At 43.1% G+C, this 21,139-nt stretch carries 17 protein-coding genes; 1 reads left to right on the top strand and 16 read right to left on the bottom strand.

Going from position 1 to position 21,139, the window contains the following annotated elements; genetic code table 11:
• Positions 1–407 precede the first annotated feature (407 nt).
• From HMPREF0663_RS11175 to HMPREF0663_RS11110, 14 genes are all read right to left on the bottom strand, one after another.
• Positions 408–2,114, bottom strand: coding sequence for an AAA family ATPase (locus tag HMPREF0663_RS11175; protein ID WP_187115888.1), 1,707 nt, complete (start codon positions 2,112–2,114; stop codon positions 408–410).
• A 59-nt stretch (positions 2,115–2,173) separates the two neighbouring features.
• The gene (locus HMPREF0663_RS11170; protein ID WP_004370652.1) at positions 2,174–4,675 is read right to left on the bottom strand and encodes a transglycosylase domain-containing protein; all 2,502 of its coding nucleotides are present in this window, start codon (positions 4,673–4,675) and stop codon (positions 2,174–2,176) included.
• 49 nt (positions 4,676–4,724) lie between these two features.
• Entirely contained in the window at positions 4,725–5,621 is an 897-nt protein-coding gene (miaA, locus tag HMPREF0663_RS11165; protein ID WP_004370651.1) for a tRNA (adenosine(37)-N6)-dimethylallyltransferase MiaA, read from the bottom strand.
• A 65-nt stretch (positions 5,622–5,686) separates the two neighbouring features.
• Positions 5,687–6,457 (bottom strand): acyl-ACP--UDP-N-acetylglucosamine O-acyltransferase, encoded by a 771-nt coding sequence (gene lpxA, locus HMPREF0663_RS11160; RefSeq protein WP_004370650.1) that lies wholly within the window; start codon positions 6,455–6,457, stop codon positions 5,687–5,689.
• Between the two features lie 5 nt (positions 6,458–6,462).
• Entirely contained in the window at positions 6,463–7,854 is a 1,392-nt protein-coding gene (locus tag HMPREF0663_RS11155) for a bifunctional UDP-3-O-[3-hydroxymyristoyl] N-acetylglucosamine deacetylase/3-hydroxyacyl-ACP dehydratase (protein ID WP_004370649.1), read from the bottom strand.
• 52 nt (positions 7,855–7,906) lie between these two features.
• On the bottom strand, positions 7,907–8,950 hold the full coding sequence (lpxD, locus tag HMPREF0663_RS11150) for a UDP-3-O-(3-hydroxymyristoyl)glucosamine N-acyltransferase (protein ID WP_004370648.1): 1,044 nt from the start codon (positions 8,948–8,950) through the stop codon (positions 7,907–7,909).
• Between the two features lie 47 nt (positions 8,951–8,997).
• Positions 8,998–10,218 carry an HD domain-containing protein gene (locus HMPREF0663_RS11145; protein ID WP_004370647.1) on the bottom strand — a complete coding sequence of 407 codons (1,221 nt, stop codon included), beginning with the start codon at positions 10,216–10,218 and terminating at the stop codon, positions 8,998–9,000.
• A 35-nt stretch (positions 10,219–10,253) separates the two neighbouring features.
• Positions 10,254–11,075, bottom strand: coding sequence for an orotidine-5'-phosphate decarboxylase (gene pyrF, locus HMPREF0663_RS11140; RefSeq protein WP_004370646.1), 822 nt, complete (start codon positions 11,073–11,075; stop codon positions 10,254–10,256).
• A gap of 9 nt (positions 11,076–11,084) precedes the next feature.
• The gene (gene prfA / locus HMPREF0663_RS11135; RefSeq protein WP_004370645.1) at positions 11,085–12,197 is read right to left on the bottom strand and encodes a peptide chain release factor 1; all 1,113 of its coding nucleotides are present in this window, start codon (positions 12,195–12,197) and stop codon (positions 11,085–11,087) included.
• 9 nt (positions 12,198–12,206) lie between these two features.
• The gene (locus tag HMPREF0663_RS11130; RefSeq protein ID WP_187115880.1) at positions 12,207–13,370 is read right to left on the bottom strand and encodes an AIR synthase-related protein; all 1,164 of its coding nucleotides are present in this window, start codon (positions 13,368–13,370) and stop codon (positions 12,207–12,209) included.
• 47 nt (positions 13,371–13,417) lie between these two features.
• Positions 13,418–14,164, bottom strand: a complete 747-nt coding sequence (locus tag HMPREF0663_RS11125; RefSeq protein WP_004370643.1) for a shikimate dehydrogenase family protein — start codon at positions 14,162–14,164, stop codon at positions 13,418–13,420.
• A 71-nt stretch (positions 14,165–14,235) separates the two neighbouring features.
• Positions 14,236–14,970 carry a bifunctional demethylmenaquinone methyltransferase/2-methoxy-6-polyprenyl-1,4-benzoquinol methylase UbiE gene (ubiE, locus tag HMPREF0663_RS11120; RefSeq protein ID WP_004370642.1) on the bottom strand — a complete coding sequence of 245 codons (735 nt, stop codon included), beginning with the start codon at positions 14,968–14,970 and terminating at the stop codon, positions 14,236–14,238.
• Positions 14,971–15,072: 102 nt separating this feature from the next.
• Positions 15,073–16,020: a phosphoribosylaminoimidazolesuccinocarboxamide synthase gene (locus tag HMPREF0663_RS11115; protein ID WP_004370641.1), complete on the bottom strand. Its 948-nt coding sequence runs from the start codon at positions 16,018–16,020 to the stop codon at positions 15,073–15,075.
• On the bottom strand, positions 16,017–17,012 hold the full coding sequence (locus tag HMPREF0663_RS11110; protein WP_004370640.1) for a PhoH family protein: 996 nt from the start codon (positions 17,010–17,012) through the stop codon (positions 16,017–16,019). Before HMPREF0663_RS11110 ends, HMPREF0663_RS11115 begins: the two co-directional genes overlap by 4 nt.
• A gap of 142 nt (positions 17,013–17,154) precedes the next feature.
• On the opposite strand from HMPREF0663_RS11110, the gene HMPREF0663_RS11105 reads away from it, so the two are divergent.
• A complete protein-coding gene (locus HMPREF0663_RS11105; protein ID WP_004370639.1) occupies positions 17,155–17,982 on the top strand; it encodes a DUF5715 family protein in 828 nt (275 codons plus the stop codon).
• A gap of 187 nt (positions 17,983–18,169) precedes the next feature.
• Here the strand turns inward: HMPREF0663_RS11105 and HMPREF0663_RS11100 are convergent, their stop codons facing one another.
• Positions 18,170–18,739 (bottom strand): hypothetical protein, encoded by a 570-nt coding sequence (locus tag HMPREF0663_RS11100; protein WP_016665084.1) that lies wholly within the window; start codon positions 18,737–18,739, stop codon positions 18,170–18,172.
• A gap of 146 nt (positions 18,740–18,885) precedes the next feature.
• Positions 18,886–21,123, bottom strand: a complete 2,238-nt coding sequence (locus HMPREF0663_RS11095) for a cytochrome c biogenesis protein CcsA (protein ID WP_036875438.1) — start codon at positions 21,121–21,123, stop codon at positions 18,886–18,888.
• Between the last annotated feature and the right edge of the window lie 16 nt (positions 21,124–21,139).

The raw sequence follows: 21,139 nt of genomic DNA, 5'->3' as shown, positions 1-21,139 counted from the left end.
TAATCTTTTCTTTCTCTATAGAGGTATTACCAGTAAAAAGGCATAATCACGATTGGGTTGAACGGATGTATTATGGAATACAATAGTGTATAAAGAGATTGCATAGTGTTTATGATATTTTTCTCATTTCAGGATTATAGTAAAGGAATATATTTCGAATGTATAATATAAATTTATGAAGAATTATTTGTATTGAGATTTAATAATTTATTTAAAAGTCATGCATGTAATATTGCTTTTCCATGTTCGTTTTCGGTTGCCGATACTTCTATCGAGAATATAGGTGCCGTCTGATACTGATAAGTGGGCTGTTTATCTGTGGTAGACGCTTGGCCTATGCATGGAAATAGAAAGAAATGTGGGGAGTAGGTCTTTGCGTATGAGGTGATAATTGTACAAAGACGGTTTTATTTTTTCAGCTTCTTGATGCGACGTTTGGCTTCGGGAATGTCAGAACATAGCTCCAATGCCTTTTCATAATTACGTAGAGCGGCGGCTTGCATGCCCTCTTTTTCGCATTCGCGTCCCATCATTACATATTCTACAGCTAATTTTTTCAGCAGATTATCGCGGTCGTTACGTTCTTTTTTCAGCCGTTCTATCTCTTGCCGTTGTCTATTTATAATGTTCAGTTTACGGCGGATCAGGCGTTTGGCAGAAGGCTTTTCTATATCGTAACGACTGTGTATGGCCAAGAAAAAGTTATCGAGAGCCTGCTGCATGTCGCCTTTGTCGAATGCGGCAGCGGCATCGTGGTACTCTTTATCGGCTTTACTCTGTTGCAAGGCGGTTTGTATTAACCGGTTATCATTATAATGATGAGCAAATTTAATAACCTCCGGTCGGACAAAAACCTCGTCTTTACGTATGGCTTCGTGCAGACTTATGCCCTCGAGGCTCGTACAACGGCTGAGCGCCACGTATGCTTGTCCGCCGGCAAACACGCCACCCGTGAAATCTATTCTCACTTGGTTAAAGGTGAGTCCCTGACTTTTATGCACGGTGATGGCCCATGCCAAGCGTACCGGAAATTGGCAATAAGTGCCGATTTCCTGCTCTTCGATCTTCTGCTCTTTCTCGTTATACGTGTATTTAATGTTGCTCCATATCTCACGTTCTACATCGTAATCTTCGCCATTCTCGGTGCGTACGTAAATAATTCCGTCTTCTTCGTCGCCGAATCCGATAACGGTACCGAGGGTACCATTTACCCATCGCTTGTTTTTATCGTTGCGGATAAAAAGGATTTGAGCGCCTGTTTTAAGTTCAAGTTCTATGGGTGTGGGCAGACTGTTGTCGGGAAATTCGCCTTCGATGCTTCCTCTAAACACGGTAGAGGTGCCGGGCAATTGTGCCAAATGTTGTTCGTTGATGTAGTCTACCGTGTCTCTTCGGGTTGAAAGAGTAATAGCCAACTTCGAATTTGCCGTGTCGAGTGGGGCTCCCACACGCCGGTTTAGCAATTCGAGATCGGCATTTACTACCTTAGAAGTACGTATGTGATCGAGTATTCCGATAAATTCGGGATCGCTCTGGCGGTAAACTGTTTTCAGTTCAATAGACACCAGTTGCATTTCTCTGAATACATGTGCATCGAAAAAGAATATGGATGGATAAAACGGAGTGAGCAATTGTCGTTCGTCTTCGCGCAGAACAGGTTCGAGTTGATATATGTCTCCCACGACTAAGAGCTGCTTTCCACCGAACGGTTCGCGCATATTACGGCAGTAAACACGCAGCACTTTGTCTATAAAGTCGATGATGTCGGCCCGTACCATCGATATTTCATCGATGATGATAAGTTCGATTTCTCTCAGCAGCTTGCGCTTTTCGCCGTTATATTTCAATGTGTTCCGCAGGTTGCGTATGCTGTAACGGGTGTCGTTCGGTAGTAATGGATGGAACGGAAGTTTAAAGAAGCTGTGTAAAGTGGAGCCCCCGGCGTTGATGGCAGCAATGCCTGTGGGGGCAAGAATAATGTGCTTTTTCTTAGTAGTTGCGGCAATATGGCGCAAAAATGTAGATTTACCCGTGCCAGCTTTACCGGTAAGGAAAAGCGAGCGACGGGTATATTGGATAATCTGAAGTGCGTTTTGCAGCTCCGGATTATCCATATCGAACGATTGACTGTCGGTTTGTTTCACAAGTTTTGCACTGTAGCGGTGGAAAGAACTTAGATATTGTCTAAGTTGATTTCTTCTTCAGTAGGCTTACGGCGCTGCTTTTGATCTGTCGGTTTGGTCTTATCGGAACCCTTTGTCTCGTCTTCTTCGTCGATCTTTTTAATAATTGGGTTGCCATTTTCATCGAGTATCACTTCTTCGGCTTCCGATCTAAGGCTATCGGTAGCAGTCGTATCGCGCCGCGAGTGCTGATAATAACTCTGACAGGTATACATATCGCTTGTAACGGCACCGTCTTTAGGCTTGCCGAATTTGGCATGATATTGCTTGAAAGCAGGATCTTTGAGTACGGCATCAAGGAAATAACCGCAGATAGGCAGTGCGGTTCGGCTGCCTTGTCCTAATGCGCCGGTACGGAAGTGTATGCTTCTATATTCGCCTCCAACCCATGCTCCTACCACTAATTTTGGGCTTACAGCCATGAACCATGCATCGGAGTGGTTGTTACTTGTGCCGGTTTTGCCTCCCCATTCGGTATCGCGATAGTTACCCACATAGCCCCAAAGGCTCATAGAGGTAGCCCCCGGTTCGCGTAGTCCGCCAAGCAACAGCTGCTGCACGAGGTATGCACTTTTGTAAGGTATTACCTGTTCGGTATCTGTGGGACCTACATAAACCTCTTTCCCATCTTTATCAACGATTTTTGTAACAAGCACCGGTTCGTGGTGTTTGCCGTCATCAGCAATCGTACAGTAAGCATTTGCCAGCTCAAGAAGGTTCACATCGCTTGAACCTAAAGCCAAAGAAGGCGTTTCGTCGAGTGGACTATGAATGCCCATCTTATGGGCTGTCTCGGCAATTCGTTTGATCCCCATTTCTTGACCGAGCCTTACAGCGATGGAGTTGATGCTTCTTGCAAAGGCACTTTTCAGTGGTATAGAGTCGCCGGTGAAGTATCCGTTGGCATTCGAGGGCGTCCACGTTACCTCTTTGTTCTGCTTCTTGTCGAATACCTGCATGGAAATATATTCGTCGCGACGCTTGTCACACGGTGTTAACCCTTGATTCATGGCTTCTGTATATACAAACAACTTGAATGTGGAGCCCGGTTGACGCATGGCGGTTACCTTATCATATTTCCAAGAATTGAAGTTTATGTCGCCTACCCATGCCTTTACAGCACCGCTTTGCGGCTCCATAGCCACGAAAGCACAATGCATAAAATGAACCATGTAGCGTATAGAGTCCATGGTGGACATCTCTTTTTCTATCGTACCTTTCTCATAATCGAACAGTTTAACGGTATGAGGCTTATTCAAATAGTAGGTGATAGAATCGGGATTATTGGGAAATTTTGCCAATAGGTTCTTGTATACCGGTTGCTTGCGAGCTATTCCTTCGATGAAATTGGGAATGACTTTGCCGTTTTCATCTATCCATGGATCGTTGTGTCCCCAATGATTATTAAAATTACGCTGAACCTGCTTCATTTGTTTGATGGCAGCTTCCTCTGCATATTTTTGCATGCGGGTATCTATGGTTGTATATATTTTCAAACCGCTATTATAGAGATCGTACCCGTTGTCTCTACACCAATCTTTCAGATAATCTGCAACTGCTTCTCTGAAATATAGGGCCTGCCCGTCGTAATTGGTCTCCACACTGTAGCTTAGTTTAATGGGAATAGTGCTGATACTGTCGCACTGTTTTTTTGACAGATCGCCTCTATGCACCATATTATTGAGCACAATGTTGCGTCGTTTAAGACTATTTTCTGGATTAGTAAACGGATTATAGAATGTAGTTGCTTTCAGCATACCCACCAATACAGCACTCTGTTCCACGGTCAGATTAGCCGGAGTTGTGTTAAAATAAGTTTTGCTTGCTGTTTTGATGCCGAAAGAATTGGAACCGAAGTCCACTGTGTTGGCATACATGGTCAGAATATCTTTTTTATCGTATACCATTTCGAGTTTCAGAGCGATAATCCACTCCTTACTTTTCATAATAAGCATTCTGATACCCGGCAGTTTTCCGAGCAATCCGGTAGAATATTGCGTGCGTACACGGAACATATTCTTGGCAAGTTGTTGCGTTATAGTGGAAGCACCTCGTGCATCGTTTCTTGTAATAGCGTCCTTTACAGCTGCGAAAAGGCCTTGGAAATCGATACCGAAGTGATGATAGAAGCGTTCGTCTTCGGTATCTATCAGTGTTTTCCAGAACATCGGGTTAACTTCTCCGTACTTTACGGGTGTTCTGTTTTCATTGAAGTATTTGCCGATAAGTTTGCCGTCGGCACTGTATATCTCAGATGCTTCGGAAGTATTGGGATGCATAATTTGCGAAAAGCCCGGCGATTTACCGAAGAGCCATAGGAAATTAATGTCTACAGCACCAAGGTATAAGAATAATACAATAATAAACGAAACAAATCCGATTAATCCTTTGGTATACCATGCATGCCCTTTGTAGAGTTTTTTATACCATGGGAAGAAAGCACGTAATTTATGCCAGCACCACGTGGCAAGTTTTTTTAATTTCTCAAACATAATAGATTATGTGTATATTACATTACAAAAATACGAAATAAGTGTATATCTATATCGTATTATCAATATAATTTATGATTTCTTCAATATTGTCGGGATGAAACCATTTGATCTTTTCGTCTTTTTTGAACCATGTAAGTTGTTTTCTCATGTACCGCCTTGTATCGGATTGTATTTTCATAACAGCTTCTTCAAACGTTATGTTTTTCTCAAAAAACTCGAACAGTTCTTTGTAACCAACGGTATTTAAAGCGTTTATACCTTTTAGAGGATAAACGTTTAGAGCTTCTTCTACAAGACCATGTTCCACCATATCGAGAACACGATAGTTAATACGTTGGTACATTTCTTCACGAGGTCTATTCAATCCGATCTTAATGATATTGAACGGACGTTTCTTGATTGTGGCAGTACGAAATGAGGTATATGTCCTGCCAGTCATATGGCATATTTCGAGTGCATGGACTACACGTCGAGGATTGCTCTTATCTACGATATTATAGTGTATGGGATCTAATTTGTGCAGTTCTTCCACCAGTGCGGGGAGTCCCTCGGTGGCAAGCCTGTATTTCATACGCTCTCTTGTATCTTCATCAACGGTTGGTATATCGTCAATGCCATTACATACGGCATCAATATACATCATACTTCCGCCACTCATAAGAGCAGTATCCTGTTTCAAGAATAAGTTTGAAAGTACTTCCAATACATCGCATTCGAATATGGAAGCGCTGTAGTAGTCTTTTATTTGATGGTTTCCTACAAAATAATGATATATCCGTTGCTGTTGTTCTTTCGTGGGAGCAGCTGTCCCAATAGGCAATTCTTTGAATATTTGTCTGGAATCAGCATTAATAATGGGCGTATGGAGATGCTCTGCAATACGCAAACACGTCTCTGTTTTCCCAACGCCAGTAGGACCGATAATAACAACGAGAGATTTCATGATAGATAAAGAACATAAAATTAGGAATATAGCAAAGGTTTTACATTCCTAACCTTGTAATTATTCTATTTGATGATACCGCGTTCTGAAGACTCTACGAAATCAATAATATATTGTATTTCGGGGGTGATCTGAAGGTTTTTACGAATTTCTTGTATACCTTCTTCTTTAATTCCTTTTGAGTAGAGTAGGCGATAGGCACTGTGTATAAGGTCGATAAGTTCATTGCTGAAACCGTGGCGACGCAATCCCACAACGTTGATACCTGCATAGCGTATCGGCTCTTTCCCAGCTATGATATACGGAGGGATGTCCTGTGAAAAACGGCTACCTCCTTGGATCATGACGTATCCTCCGATCCTGCAGAATTGATGGCATAATACTTCAGCACTGATAATAGCATTATCATCGACGGTTACTTCTCCGGCAAATTTTGTAGAATTCCCTATGATAAGGTTGTTACCAAAGAAACAATCGTGTGCTATATGCATATTTTCCATCAAGAGATTGTTATTACCTACTTTAGTTATTCCTTTAGAAAAAGTGCCACGTGAGATTGTTACGTTTTCACGAATACTATTGTTATTTCCTACCTCACACAATGTCTCCTCACCTTTAAATTTCAGGTCTTGAGGTTTTGTGGATATGCTGGCGCCCGGGAATATTTCGTTATTGTCGCCGATGCGTGCGCCGAAATTGACCGTTACACTGTTTTGCATCACGTTACTGTTTCCAATAACAGTATTTTTGTCAATGTAACAGAACGGACCTATTATATTGTTATCTCCAAGTTTGGCTTCCGGATGAACGAAAGCTAACGGACTGATTTGATTCATAACGATTACTTATTCTTGACGATCTGTGCTGTGAATGTTGCTTCCGAAACTACAGTGTCGCCTACGAACATATAGCCTTTCATGGAACTGATGCCATGACGTACGGGATGTAGCAACTCTACACGGAAAAGCAATGTGTCGCCGGGAACTATCTTCTGGCGGAATTTTACATCATCTATACGAAGGAAATATGTAGACCAACGTTCCGGTTCTTCGACCTGATTTAATACCAATAATCCGCCGCATTGTGCCATTGCTTCTACCTGCAACACACCCGGCATAACGGGTTCTTGCGGAAAGTGTCCGGGAAAGAAAGGTTCATTAGCCGTGACATTCTTAACACCAACAATGCTATTTGAGCCCATCGCGATGATTTTGTCTACGAGTTGCATGGGATAACGATGGGGAAGAAGTTCGCGTATGCGGTTGTTATCCATGATCGGTTCTTCATTGGGATCGTATATAGGTGCTTGTACTTCGTGCTTTCGGATTTCTTTTCGCATGAGACGGGCAAACTTGTTGTTAACCGTATGTCCCGGGCGTGTTGCTACAATTCTACCTTTTATAGGCTTTCCTATCAATGCCATATCGCCGATAATATCAAGTAATTTATGGCGTGTACATTCGTTTTCCCACATTAGAGGCTTATGCTGTATGTAACCGATCTTGGTTGCATCCATATGAGGAACTTTCAATACGTCGGCCAGTTGGTCTAATTTTTCCTGACTTACTTCACGTTCATAGATGACAATGGCATTATCGAGGTCACCTCCTTTAATAAGGTTAGCCTCGAGAAGAGGAACGATGTCGCGCACAAAAACAAAGGTACGAGCCGGTGCAATCTCTTCAGAAAAGTTATTTATGTTATCTAAAGTAGCAAATTGGCTATTGATAAATTTAGATTGGAATGAGCACATTGCCGTAATAGAGAACTGTTCATCGGGCAAGATTGTAATGCACGAACCGGTTGTATCGTCTTTTACTTCGATCTTTTTACGAATAATATAGAAGTCTTTGGGAGCGTTTTGGTCTTCAATACCAATCTCTTCGATTTTATTAACGTACATTGCAGCAGAACCATCCAGTATTGGGAATTCCGGTCCATTGACTTGAATAAGACAATTGTCTATTCCCAAAGCGTAAAGGGCGGCAAGACCATGTTCCACAGTTGAAACGCGAACGTCTCCTTTTGCTAAGACAGTACCGCGTTCTGTGTTCACAACGTTTTCGGCAATTGCTTCTATTATGGGCTGTTCTTCGAGATCTATTCGCTGAATAGCATATCCGGTATTCTCCGGTGCAGGATTAAATGTAACCGTAAGACTTAGTCCTGTGTGCAATCCTTTACCATAGAGCGAAAAACTACCTTTTAATGTTCTTTGTTTAGACGTTTCCATTTATTATGTAACCTATTTTCTTATTAAGCTATATTTTACATTCGTTTTATATTCAAGTTCTTGAATTACTGTTTTTAAGTTCTTCCACTTCTTTTTGCAGAGCATTCAACTGTTTGTAAATCTCGGGTAATCTTTTATAGATAGCATGCGATTTAAAGAATGCCGTTTTCCCCATCGGTGGTGTTCCAATGAGCGATTGGTTGTCTTTTAAGCTACTCGGAACCCCGGATTGAGCTCCTAAAAAGACTTTATTGCCTATTTGTATATGTCCGGCAATGCCTACCTGTCCGCCGAACATGCACCATTCTCCAACCTTGGTAGAGCCGGCAACTCCTACTTGTGCACTCATCACCGTGTTGCTTCCAATCTCCGTGTTATGGGCGATTTGCACTAAGTTATCAAGTTTTACACCTTTATGTATGTTGGTACTTCCCATTGTTGAACGATCGATACAGGTATTTGCTCCGATTTCTACATCGTCTTCAATGGTGACTATTCCTATCTGGGGAATTTTGTCATATCCATTTGCCGACGGTGCAAAACCGAAACCATCGGCACCGATTACCGAACCTGCATGAAGAATAACCCTGTTGCCTAATTTGCATCCATGGTAGATGGTAACATTGGGATAGATAATGCTGTGTTCGCCAATGGTAACATTTTCGCCAATCACTGCATGCGGATGCACTTGTGTGCCGTCTCCGATAACGGTATTGTCACCTATATATGCAAAAGCTCCGATATATACATCTTTACCTATTTTTGCTGTCGGAGAGATGAAAGCCAATGAGTCTATCCCCGTTTTCTTTGTTTTGGAAGCCTCGTAGAGTTGCAGTAATTTGGCTATACATTCATAGGCATTCTGCACACGAATGAGTGTTGTAGTTACGGGTTTCTCTAAAACTACATTTTCATCTATTAGAATAATCGATGATTTGGTATTATAAATATAGTGTGTGTATTTGGGGTTTGAAAGAAATGATAGCGAACCTTCCGTGCCTTCTTCAATCTTGGCAAATGTACTGACGGAAGCATTCTCATCTCCTTCAATGCGCCCTTGTACGAATTGGGCAATTTGTCTTGCGGTAAATTCCATTTTTATCAAATAGATTGATTTAATTCTGCAAATATAGCAAAATTAATTCAGAAACGTTGATAACATAGGTAATATTTGACGATTTTTTTAGATAAAAGCGAAACATTCAGAATTTCAGAAGCCTCGGCAATATCCTTTATCGTGCCATCTTTGTACAAGATCGATATGTGGTCGTCGTTCACGTCGTACATATCTTTTCGTATCGTGTCTACACTCAATAAGTACTGTGTATCGTTGTAGGATATGCCGAATTGAGTAGAAAGTTTTTCTCTCAATGTTTCCAATTGCTCCTGTTGTATCGATTCCTCATGGATTTCCACTTTAAAGAGCCGTCGGTCGATGATATCTGTCGATAATATAGACAGAATTTTATCATCGGATGTCGCCCAAACCTTTAGTGCACTCCATATATCGTTATCATCGAGTTGCACATAATAGGCCAATGCTCGGTCGTCTTCTTCAAATATTCTGGCATCGACTTCGTTCTCCAGAAAATACAGAAGGGCGGGAGAAGCGAACAAAGCGTGCCCTTCGCGTACCAATTGCTTTGCTCTTTTCAGCGTATTAATTAAAACCTTCTCGCAGGCGACAGCCGTTTTGTGCAAGTAAACTTGCCAATACATGAGTCTTCGCGAGGTAAGATAATTCTCGATGGAGTAAATTCCTTTTGCTTCGACCACCAACTGATCGTCTATTACATTCAGCATTTTGATGATACGTGCAGAACCGATGTTTCCTTCATTCACACCGGTGAAGAAACTGTCGCGCCGCAGATAGTCAAGACGGTCCATATCCAATTGACTGCTAATCAGCTGGTGTAAAAAGCGTTTGGGGTATTTGTCTTTAAAGATATTGATGGCTAAATTCAGGCTTCCGTTCATGTCACGGTTAATTTGTTCCATCATCATTAACGAGATTTCTTCATGCGATATGTCATGAATTAATGTATTCTCAAGCACATGCGAGAACGGTCCGTGCCCGATATCATGCATCAGTATCGCTGCTTCTACGGCTTCTGCTTCGCTATCAAAGATGAATATTCCTTTCTGCCCAAGCGATGTTATGGCTTCGCTCATCAGATGAAAAGCCCCGAGGGAGTGCTGAAAACGGGTATGTTGAGCCCCCGGATAAACGACAGAAGCTAACCCCAATTGCTTAATTCTCGTAAGGCGTTGTATCAATGGATGCCTTACGATGTCGAGAAGCAGACCATGTGGAATTTTTATAAAGCCGAAAACCGGATCGCTTATGATTTTACTATCGTCCATATACCGTTGCTCTAATTCAAATAGATATGCCTTCTTTAAAGCATATCCAGTAGGTCTGACATCTGCAGATGTAATGCCTGTGCCTTCTCTTTTGCTGCTTGTGCAAAGTCGCGGCCATTGCTTGCGTATATAATACCGCGCGAACTGTTGATCAGCAGGCCGCATTCTTTCGTCATACCATATTTACATACCTCCTGCAGACTGCCGCCCTGTGCGCCCACGCCGGGCACAAGAAGAAAATGGTTGGGGGCATATTTGCGTACTGTTTCGAACATGGAGCCTTGGGTGGCACCCACAACGTACATCATGTTCTGTTCGTTTCCCCACTGTTGTGATATGCGGATTACCTTTTCAAAGAGCCTTTCACCGTCGGTCGATGTGGTAAGTTGGAAATCTTGGCTCCCCTTATTGCTTGTCAATGCAAGGAGTATTACCCACTTATCTTTGTATTCCAAGAAAGGCGTTACGCTGTCTTCGCCCATATATGGGGCTACTGTCAGGGCATCGAGCCGGTATTCTTCGAAAAACGTACGGGCATACATTGCCGATGTATTGCCTATATCACCGCGCTTGGCGTCGGCAATTATAAAGTGTTGAGGGTAGTTCTCTTTCAGATAGGCTATGGTTTTTTCGAATGCAACGATTCCTTTCACGCCCATACTTTCGTAGAAAGCGAGGTTAGGTTTATAGGAAACACAGTAAGAAGCCGTGGCATCTATAATTGCTTTATTGAAAGAAAATATCGGGTGTTCTTCGTTCTTCAGATGCTCCGGTATTTTCTTTATGTCGGTATCGAGGCCTACGCAAAGGAAACTTCTCTTGGTGAAAATCTGCTCGACCAGTTGTTTTCTATTCATTACTCTTCGTTATAATTCGGTTTCTTTTAACTTTTCAGCATTCTCGGCCACGGTGAGTGCATCGATCATTTCTTGTATATTGCCTCCTAAGAAGCCTTGCAGATCGTGTGTGGTAAAGCCTATGCGGTGGTCTGTAACACGTCCCTGCGGAAAGTTGTAAGTGCGTATTTTGGCACTTCTGTCGCCGGTCGATACCAACGACTTGCGTCTGTTTGCGATGTCATCTACATATTTTTGATGCTCGCGGTCATATATAAACGTACGAAGACGCGACAATGCACGCTCTTTGTTCTTGGGTTGATCACGTGTCTCCGTACACTCTATGAGTATTTCTTCGGTCTCCCCAGTGTTCGGATTCCTCCACGGATAACGCAAACGCACACCGGATTCCACCTTGTTTACATTCTGTCCACCGGCACCGGAACTTCTGAATGTGTCCCATTTTATATCGCCCTCGTTGATGTTCACCTCGAATTTGTCTGCTTCAGGCAGAACGGCAACAGTAGCTGCAGAGGTATGCATGCGGCCTTGTGTTTCTGTTGCGGGCACGCGTTGTACTCGGTGTACGCCGCTTTCATACTTCAATGTTCCGTACACATTGGCACCGCTAACGGCGAAATCTATCTCCTTGAAACCACCTACGGCGCCTTCCGATTCGCTCGTAACGGAAAGAGTCCATCCCTTGGAGTCGCAATATTTCTTATACATATTGAAGAGGTCGCCCGCGAACAGCGCTGCTTCGTCGCCGCCCGTTCCCGCTCTAATCTCCATTTGCACGTTCTTTTCGTCTTCCGGATCCTTAGGAACGAGTGCCAATTTTATCTCTTCTTCCAGCTTAGGTTGTAGAGCTTCGTTCGTTGCCAGTTCTTCGCGTGCCATTTCTTTCATATCGGCATCGCTTTCGTTGGCAAGCAATTCTTTGGCTTCTTGGATTGCATTCAGGCAGGCAATGTAGCGCCTGCGGGCTTCCATTATATCTCCTAAATCCTTGTATTCCTTGGTCAGCTTTACATAGCGTTGCTGGTCGTTGATCACATCCGGATCGGTTATCAGCGTTGAAACCTCCTCGTAGCGGCTTTCAAGGCCGTCTAATTTCTCTAATATACTGTTGTTTTCTGCCATTTTCTTTAATTAATAATTGTAGGTACCATACTCCGATTGGATGGTAAGCGAACGTTGTCCTTCTTCTATATGACCGATAATTCGGGCGTCGATATTGAATGATTTGCTGATAGCGATTACTTTTTCTGCAATTTCCGGACGTACATAAATCTCCATGCGGTGCCCCATATTGAACACCTGATACATTTCTTCCCAGTCTGTTCCGCTCTCATCGTGGATCAGTTTGAATAGGGGAGGAACGGGAAACATATTGTCTTTTATCACTTTGCAATTCTCGTTCACGAAATGCAGAACCTTAGTTTGGGCGCCACCCGTACAATGTACCATTCCATGAATATCCCGTCGCAGTTCGTTGAGCACGCGTTTAATGACCGGAGCATAGGTGCGCGTGGGCGACAGAACTAATTGTCCTGCGTTTATTTCTACGCCTTTTATACGGTCGGTCAGCTTTTTAGTACCGCTATATATCAGTTTTTCCGGCACCGCATGGTCGTAACTCTCGGGAAAGAGATTGGCAAGATATTTTGAAAAAACATCGTGTCGGGCGCTTGTAAGTCCGTTACTTCCCATTCCACCGTTGTATTGTTTCTCGTAGGTTGCCTGTCCGGTAGAGCTCAATCCCACGATAACATCGCCGGGACGTATGTTGGAATTATCGATAACATCGCAACGTTTCATGCGACACGTTACGGTTGAGTCGACTATAATGGTGCGTACAAGGTCTCCCACATCGGCAGTTTCGCCGCCAGTTGGGTAAATTCCCACTCCCATCTTGCGCATGTCGGCGAGCAGATTGTCGGTCCCGTTGATGATGGCCGATACTACTTCGCCCGGAATAAGCAATTTGTTTCTTCCGATAGTGCTCGAAACAAGAATGTTGTCTACAGCCCCTACGCATAACAGGTCATCGGTATTCATTACGATGGCGTCCTGTGCGATGCCTTTCCAAACGCTTATATCGCCCGTTTCTTTCCAATATATGTACGCTAAAGACGACTTTGTGCCGGCTCCGTCGGCATGCATAATGTTGCAATATTCCGGATCTCCGCCGAGAATGTCGGGTATAATCTTGCAGAAAGCCTGCGGAAAAATGCCCTTATCTATATTTTTTATGGCGTTATGTACATCCTCCTTGGCGGCACTCACGCCACGCATCATGTATCTGTTGTCCACTCGTATGCAATTTAAAAATTAGGTAAATTCAATATGTCATATCTTGATTATTCCGTTCCGTGCCAGAACTCCCAGCTCGCAAAGGCCTGTAAAAGCAACATCTCCAAGCCATTCTTGACCGTTGCACCATGCTCCAAGCCTTTTTTCATGAATAGGGTTTCGTCGGGATTATAGATAAGATCGTAGAGCAAGGTATGGTTATCCATTGTCTCATACGGTAGTTGCGGACACGAATCGGCATGCGGATACATGCCCAAAGGGGTGCAGTTTACGATGACGTTGTATTCTTTTACCGTATCGGCAGTGATATCCTTGTACTGAATGGCATTGGGCTTATTGCTTCTGCTTGCAAATAATGTCTCTAATCCGAGCGATTTCAAACCGTAGTCTATGGCTTTCGAAGCGCCTCCGGTTCCGAGTATAAGTGCCTTCTTGTGGTAACTTTCGAGAATTGGTTCTATGCTTTTTGTGAAACCGATCACATCGCTGTTGAACCCTTTTAGCACTATTTTCCCACCTTTATGGGTAACACGGATTACATTAACGGCCCCGATAGCTTTAGCCTCAGGACTGAGCGAGTCCAAATAATCTATAACCTTTTCCTTGTAGGGAATGGTTACGTTCAGCCCTTTCAGGTCTGTATTGGATGCAAGGATTTCGGGGAAATCTTTTATGTCGGGTATTTCAAAGTTGATATACTTAGCATCGATACCCTCATTCTCGAACTTTTCGTTAAAATAACCTATCGAGAAAGAGTGTCCCAGCGGATAACCTATCAGTCCGTACTTGTCCATATAGTCGTTATTTATTATTTAACCGGCAATTGTTTGAGGGCAACTTGTTACCAGACAGCATATATCTTATATCACTTTTCGGCAAAATACATCGTACATATACCGAAAGTAAGCCTCTTGAAAGAAGCCTTTGCAAATCCTATATTCCTAAGAACTTCAACGATCGTTTCTCCCTGCGGAAAGGCTTCTATTGTTGCCGTAAGATAGTTATATGCACTCCTGTCTTTAGAAATCAGTCGCCCGTAAGCAGGTAAAAAGGTATGTGAATATATCTTGAACAGTTGCTTCATCGGGAACGAAACCGGAGTTGTCAGCTCCACGATACTAAGATGACCGCCCGTTTTCAATACTCTGTGCATCTCTTTCAGTCCTTTGTGAAGGTCTTGGAAGTTCCTTATACCGAAAGCAGCTGTTACCGCTTCGAAAGTATTATCGGGAAAACTCATGTGAAGACAGTCTTCTTTTTGGAAGTTAATGATATGGTCGAGACCGGCTCTTTTTACCTTCTCTTTTCCTATTTCCATCATACCTTCGGAAATGTCTACACCTGTAAGACCTGCCGGATGCAGTATTTGGGCAGCCAAGATGGCAAAGTCGCCGGTTCCGGTCGCTATGTCAAGAATCGATGCGGGACGGTATGGTATCAACTGCTTGATAGCCTTTTTGCGCCAACCTCTGTCGATATCCCACGACAAGCGATGGTTCAGTTTATCATAAGTGGGTGCTATATTGTCGAACATTTGTTCGACGAGCTCCTCTTTTTCGCCCTTCTCCCCGTATGGTTTTATCTTTTCTTGTTCAAACATCCGTATTCTTTTAAAAATAGAAGAAAGCGTCAATTTTCTTAAAGCATGCAATCAAGCCTGAGTTTTCGGGCTTTTGTACAAGTTTGTCGACCGACTTGTCGCTTATCTCGATGCCAAATAAGCGGCTACGTTCTTCTCTATTCTTGCTGCAATATTGCCTTCTTCGACCGCTTTATCGAACTTTTCTCCGGTTATGTGTTCGTATAGTTCGATATATCTTTCGCTTACACTTTCGGCATACTCGTCTGTTATTTCCGGCATTTGCTGCCCGGGTTCGTTCATGAAATTATGTTCGATGAGCCATTGGCGTACGAACTCTTTAGACAGTTGCCGCTGCGGCTCACCCTTTTCGAACTTTTCTTCGTAGCCGTCTGCATAAAAATAGCGGCTTGAGTCCGGCGTGTGTATCTCGTCTATCAGGTAGATTTTGCCGCTTCGCTTACCGAATTCATATTTTGTATCTACGAGTATCAGTCCTTGTTTGGCTGCAATTTCCTGACCGCGCTTAAAGAGTTTGCGGGTATAGTCTTCGATAATGGCATAGTCTTCTGCACTTACGATGCCCTGCGAGATAATTTCTTCGCGCGATATATTCATGTCGTGTCCCTCGTCGGCCTTAGTGGTAGGGGTGACAATCGGCTCTTTGAAGCATTCATTTTCCCTCATTCCATCGGGTAATTTTACGCCACAAAGGTCTCTGCACCCATCTTTATATGCACGCCAAGCCGAACCTGTGAGAATTGACCGAATGATCATTTCTACACGAAACCCCTCGCATTTAAGACCGACTGTTACCATTGGATCGGGTGTTGCCAGTTTCCAATTCGGACAGATGTCTTTTGTAGCATCGAGAAACTTGGCTGCAATCTGGTTCAGCACCTGTCCTTTGAAAGGAATACCTTTAGGCAGAACAACGTCGAATGCCGAAATACGGTCGGTGGCTACCATTACCATCAGATCGTCGTTGATGTTATACACATCGCGTACCTTACCATGATAAACGCTCTTTTGTCCTTCAAAATGGAAATCAGTCTTTGTTAATGCCTTCATTCTTGTATATTGTTAGATGTTGTTTCTTGCAGCTTCGGCTTGTGTTCATCGCTGTTTTTCTTATCGTAAGCATCGTATGCATTTACAATGCGGGTAACAAGTTTATGGCGTACGATATCTTTTTGTCCTAATGTTACTACACCTATGCCTTCTATATTGCCGAGTATGCGCAATGCCTCGCGCAGTCCGCTCTTTTGTTCGCGGGGCAGATCCACCTGAGTCATATCGCCTGTGATAATCATCTTGGTATTCCATCCCATTCGGGTGAGGAACATACGTATTTGAGCAGGCGTTGTATTCTGTGCTTCATCAAGGATTACCACCGCATCACTTAGTGTTCGTCCGCGCATGAAAGCCAACGGAGCGATCTGTATGATGTGCTTTTCCATCATATCTTGTAGTTTTACGGCCGGTATCATGTCTTCGAGAGCATCGTAGAGTGGCTGCAAATAAGGATCGATTTTATCTTTCATGTCACCCGGAAGGAAACCTAATTTCTCTCCGGCCTCCACCGCGGGGCGCGACAGGATAATCTTTTTAGCGATCTTTTCCTTAAGTGCTTTCACTGCAAGGGCAATACTCAGGTAGGTTTTGCCCGTTCCGGCAGGACCAACAGCAAAGACCATGTCGTTTTTCTCATAGGCCTCGACCAGTTTCTGCTGGTTTTCAGAACGACTCTTTATCGGTTTTCCGGATATACTGTAAACGAGTACTCCTTTAATAGCATCGGCTTTGGTTTGCTTGCCTTTAATGATATCAAGAATATCTTCCTCGTTAAGAGTGTTATATTTTAGCACATGCTTGCGTATGGTCTCTATGTTGTCTTCGATCTTTACCATCTCTTCCTCATCGCCAAGTACTCTTATCACGTTGTCGCGTGCCACGATACGCATCTTAGGAAAGAGCGATTTGATCATTTGAAGATGGCTGTTGTTGACGCCGTAGAACACTACGGGATCGATATCCTCAAGAATTATATGCTTCTCTATCAATGTTTTTAGACTGAATTTGCTATTATTATTTTAGGTGCAAATTTACAAAAAAACCTCAAATCCGCAAAGAAATCGTAATTATCATTTATCCGTTTATGAATTATTTTAGTAACTTTGCACAGCTATAGCAATCAACGGGGCAATGATAATTTCTAAAAAAAGATATCTGCAGGGTTTTTGTATCGTCGTTATTTTGTTGGGCATGGTGAGGTGTATATTTCCTAAAGTGGCGCAGGGCAGGGAAGATACGGCTTTTGCAAGCGATACAACAGTCCGAAATTCGAACAGTTCGGCGGCGGCTGAAGCTGCGGTTGTGGCGAACAAAGGGGCCGATGATGCCCGCATTTTTGTAGGTACTTCTGCGACATCTAAGTTTTTTAAGGCCGATGGAAGCCTTATAAAAAACCGAATTTATAGTGTTCCGAACTTTGGAAATGCTTTTCCCGATCAAAATGATGTGCAGCTGTTGGCGGCTAATAGATATGGTGTAAAACCGGTAATGGATAGGGAAGAGGCCGAAAATCGTAAGGCGGAACTTGTGTATGTGGGCAGTAATCCTTACTTTTATGTAGATCGTTTGCGCAGCAGCATACCGTATTTGGTACCTCGTGCCGTAGTCTTACTTCAAGATATAGGGCGTAATTTTTTTGATAGTCTGCAAGTTAAGGGCATTCCTTTGCATAAGATTATCGTAACAAGTGTAATGCGTAGCAAGGTCGATGTGGACAAGTTACGCGGACATAATGGCAATGCAACGCAGAATAGTTGCCATCTTTACGGAACTACTTTCGATATTTGTTATAACCGTTATAAAACTGTAGAAGAGCCGGATGGCCCCTCTCGCCGACAAGTTCGTAATGACACGTTGAAATGGGTACTAAGCGAAGTACTGAACGACATGCGAAACAACAAACGTTGCTTAGTCAAGTACGAAGTGCATCAGGGGTGTTTTCATATCACAGTAAATTGACATAACGGCGCTTCTCCGATTTTTCGACAATAAGGCAGATTTATTTTATGACAGATATTTCTATAGAATATTTCTATCAGACGTATGGTTTGTGATCAGTAGACATATTATCTATCGGGCTTAAATAATCTCTCTAATGAGTACGTTCTTTATTCATTAGAGAGTGTTGAGAAAACTCTTATCGCGTTTAAGGACGATATAAATATTCTTCTTTTACGAACATCGGTTTGCCGTCCAAATAGAAATAGTGGTCTTTAATCATCCATTTGCGACGGTGTTGCGGGGCTTGCGGATTGAGACATCTCGCACCTTTCTTTATAAGAAAATGGTCTTTGTGCTTAGATATATCGTAGCCTTCGCCTATTTTGAACGATTGTTTATTGAAGGTGTTTATGCCCCACAATACCTGTCCGTCGGTAATATATGAGTTTGTAAGCCCTTTACGTTCCACGGCTATGAACAGTAGATTGCCGTCTGCCACAGAAAAAGCCCTCAAGATGGAGGAATAATTGTTCGTTTCGAAGTTAATATCTTGCGTTTTATTGCTTTTTACATCGAAGCAATAGAGTCTGTTTTGGTATATGTAATACAGACAGTGCCGCCTATTATCGGTGTATTTCGCCACAAGCATGGCCGATAAGGGTAAGTGCTTAGCTGCCGTATTTACTCTGTTAGCTATTGGAGACGACGCTTTCGGTATCTTTGCAGAAGCTGATAATACCGAAAATGCGAATGATAAATAGAATATAAATTTCATTGTTGTGCAAAGTTACAATAAAATATAATTTCTACAAAACAGACTTATATGTTATTAAGAAAATTAAAGGAGGTTTGCAAAACTATATATTGCAAACCTCCAGTTCTTGTTTTTATCGGTTAGTGGCGGGTATTCTTCGAGCAGTATCAAGCATAGCTGTGCATACCGCCAAGGAAATAGTTTACGCCGAAATAGGTCATCAGTATTGCGAGGAAGGCTATTGTTGTATAGATATGGTATGCCATCGGTCGTTGTAAACGTGGGAGGGATTGTGTGTGCACCGGTACGGCATATATCATGAATGTGATGAGCGCCCATACTTCTTTCGCGTCCCAACTCCAGTACCGGCCCCAACTGATATTCGCCCAAATGGCACCTATGAATATTCCCAAGCCCAGTGTGACGAGGGCGGGGTATAGGAAAATGCGCGAAAGAACGGCAAGTGCCTCCAACATTTTTCGGTTCTTTTTATCGAACATGGCAATGCTAATGGCAGTGAAGCCGCAAACGAACGTCAATGCCAAGAGAGCATAGCTCATCATGATTACACTCACATGTATGCTCAAGAGCGGACTGTTGAGTACAGGCATAAGGTGTGTAATCGTCGGATCCATCTGTCCGATGTGACAGACAAGCATGAAAAAGCCCGAAAGTAGGGAACCGAACACGAGTAGGAGGCGCATTTGACGGCGTAAAAGCAGCACCGACAGTTGTACGAACCATGCTATCATAAGCATCGTTTCGTACCCGTTAGACATGGGAATGTTGCCTGTAATAATCCATCGCAAGGCGAGTAATAGGCTTAATACGCCGAACAAGAGCACGAACGTTGCGGTAAAAAGAACGTCGATAATGCGGTTCGTGCGTCGTGAAAGTCGGCTTTTCCCCGTAATACCGTATATCAGCCAAAGGATGGCAAGCACTCCAAGACAGAGATTTGCCATAAAGAGGAACGACACGAAGGGGAAAGAATTGTATAATCGTTCGGCTTTGGTCTGTGTAATCGTGGGCAGGCTTTTCTTTCCATTTATTACTTGGAACTTGCGGAGCCCCCATATAAGGCTGTTTGCGTGCTCGTAGTTTCCGGTAAGGGCATCTGAATAAAGAATGTTGAACAACTCTTTGATGTATTTCCTGTGTATCGAATCAATACTTACCGGCAGTGCTTCGGTGGGCGCATACCACCGTATAGTATGCTTATTTCTGCTGTCTGTATAGGGAAAAACCTTGAGTAATGTGCCTTTGCGCACGTTCAATACCAGCTGAATGCGATCGTCTAAATCGCCTGCCTGCTTATGGAATGCATCTTGATTGCCGGCATAAAGCTCTTCGATATATGGTGCCAAGCGGTATCCTTGCGCCCCCATGTTAAAGAAGGCATTGATGGAACTATAATCAGGCAGTTGCAGTGTTTCTTTGAAAACGCCGTTCTTTATCTTAATAATGGGCTCATTGCTCCATTCGTTTCCCCAAAAGATGAAACCCAGAAGTACTTGCTCTGCACTATACTCCTTATAGATTGGTTTGCCGTACAGTTTTTTCGTAAAATCAATGGCGAATGTCTGTAGCGGACAGATACGGTTGTTGTAATCGATGTAGAGTTTGCCGAACTCGTATGCAGTTTCTTTTGGAAAAGTTGTAACGGCAAATGTAGGGGTGCCGATGCCCCATGTGAGCAGTATAAGCAATATCCCTTTTTTCAGTAACGGACTTTTCAATAAGGTTCGAAAGGTACCTTTAGGATCGATCAGAAGATAGAGTAGAGAGAAAAACAAGAGCGAATAGCCTACATAGGTTATCGGAATGCCGTAAGGATCGCTATTGATCGAGAGAACGGTTCCTTTCTTGTCATCGTCGTAAGAGCTTTGATAAAGGCGTATGCCAGCAAAACGCATGATGTTATTCATGGACACCTTGCCGCTTTTAATTGTGTTTCCGCGGGTGATAACGATATCTGAAGCATAGTCGGAAATGGCCTCTGTCCCCTCATGATAGTAGATGTGAAAGCGACGAAGCTCGATTTTGAACGGCAGTTCGTACTGTTTCATGCCTTCATTCGTATCTCTTTTGAAATATTTATCGGTGGTCTCGCCTTCTCGGAGATGGATGGCACCAATATAAGATGTGAGGTGAGTGAGCAGTGCACCAATGAGAATAATCAGGAAAGAGAGGTGGAGCAACAGCAGATTCCACCGTCTCATTTTACTTTTCAGTATATATGTAATGCCCGTAGCAGTAAGCATGGTCCATAAAAGAATAAACCACCATGCCCCATAGATGTATGATGCCGTGTAAGTAGTATCGGTATATTTCTCTACAAAAGTGGCAGTAGCCATTACGATGATGATACATATATAGAGAAATATGAGTGCTTTCTTGATCATTTTTGTATATAAAAAT

Origin of the sequence: Hoylesella oralis ATCC 33269 (genome assembly GCF_000185145.2) — a bacterium.
Classification (GTDB): domain Bacteria; phylum Bacteroidota; class Bacteroidia; order Bacteroidales; family Bacteroidaceae; genus Prevotella; species Prevotella phocaeensis.
The sequence above is the reverse complement of the archived record's forward strand: the minus strand, read 5'-3'. Positions and strand labels throughout refer to the sequence as shown.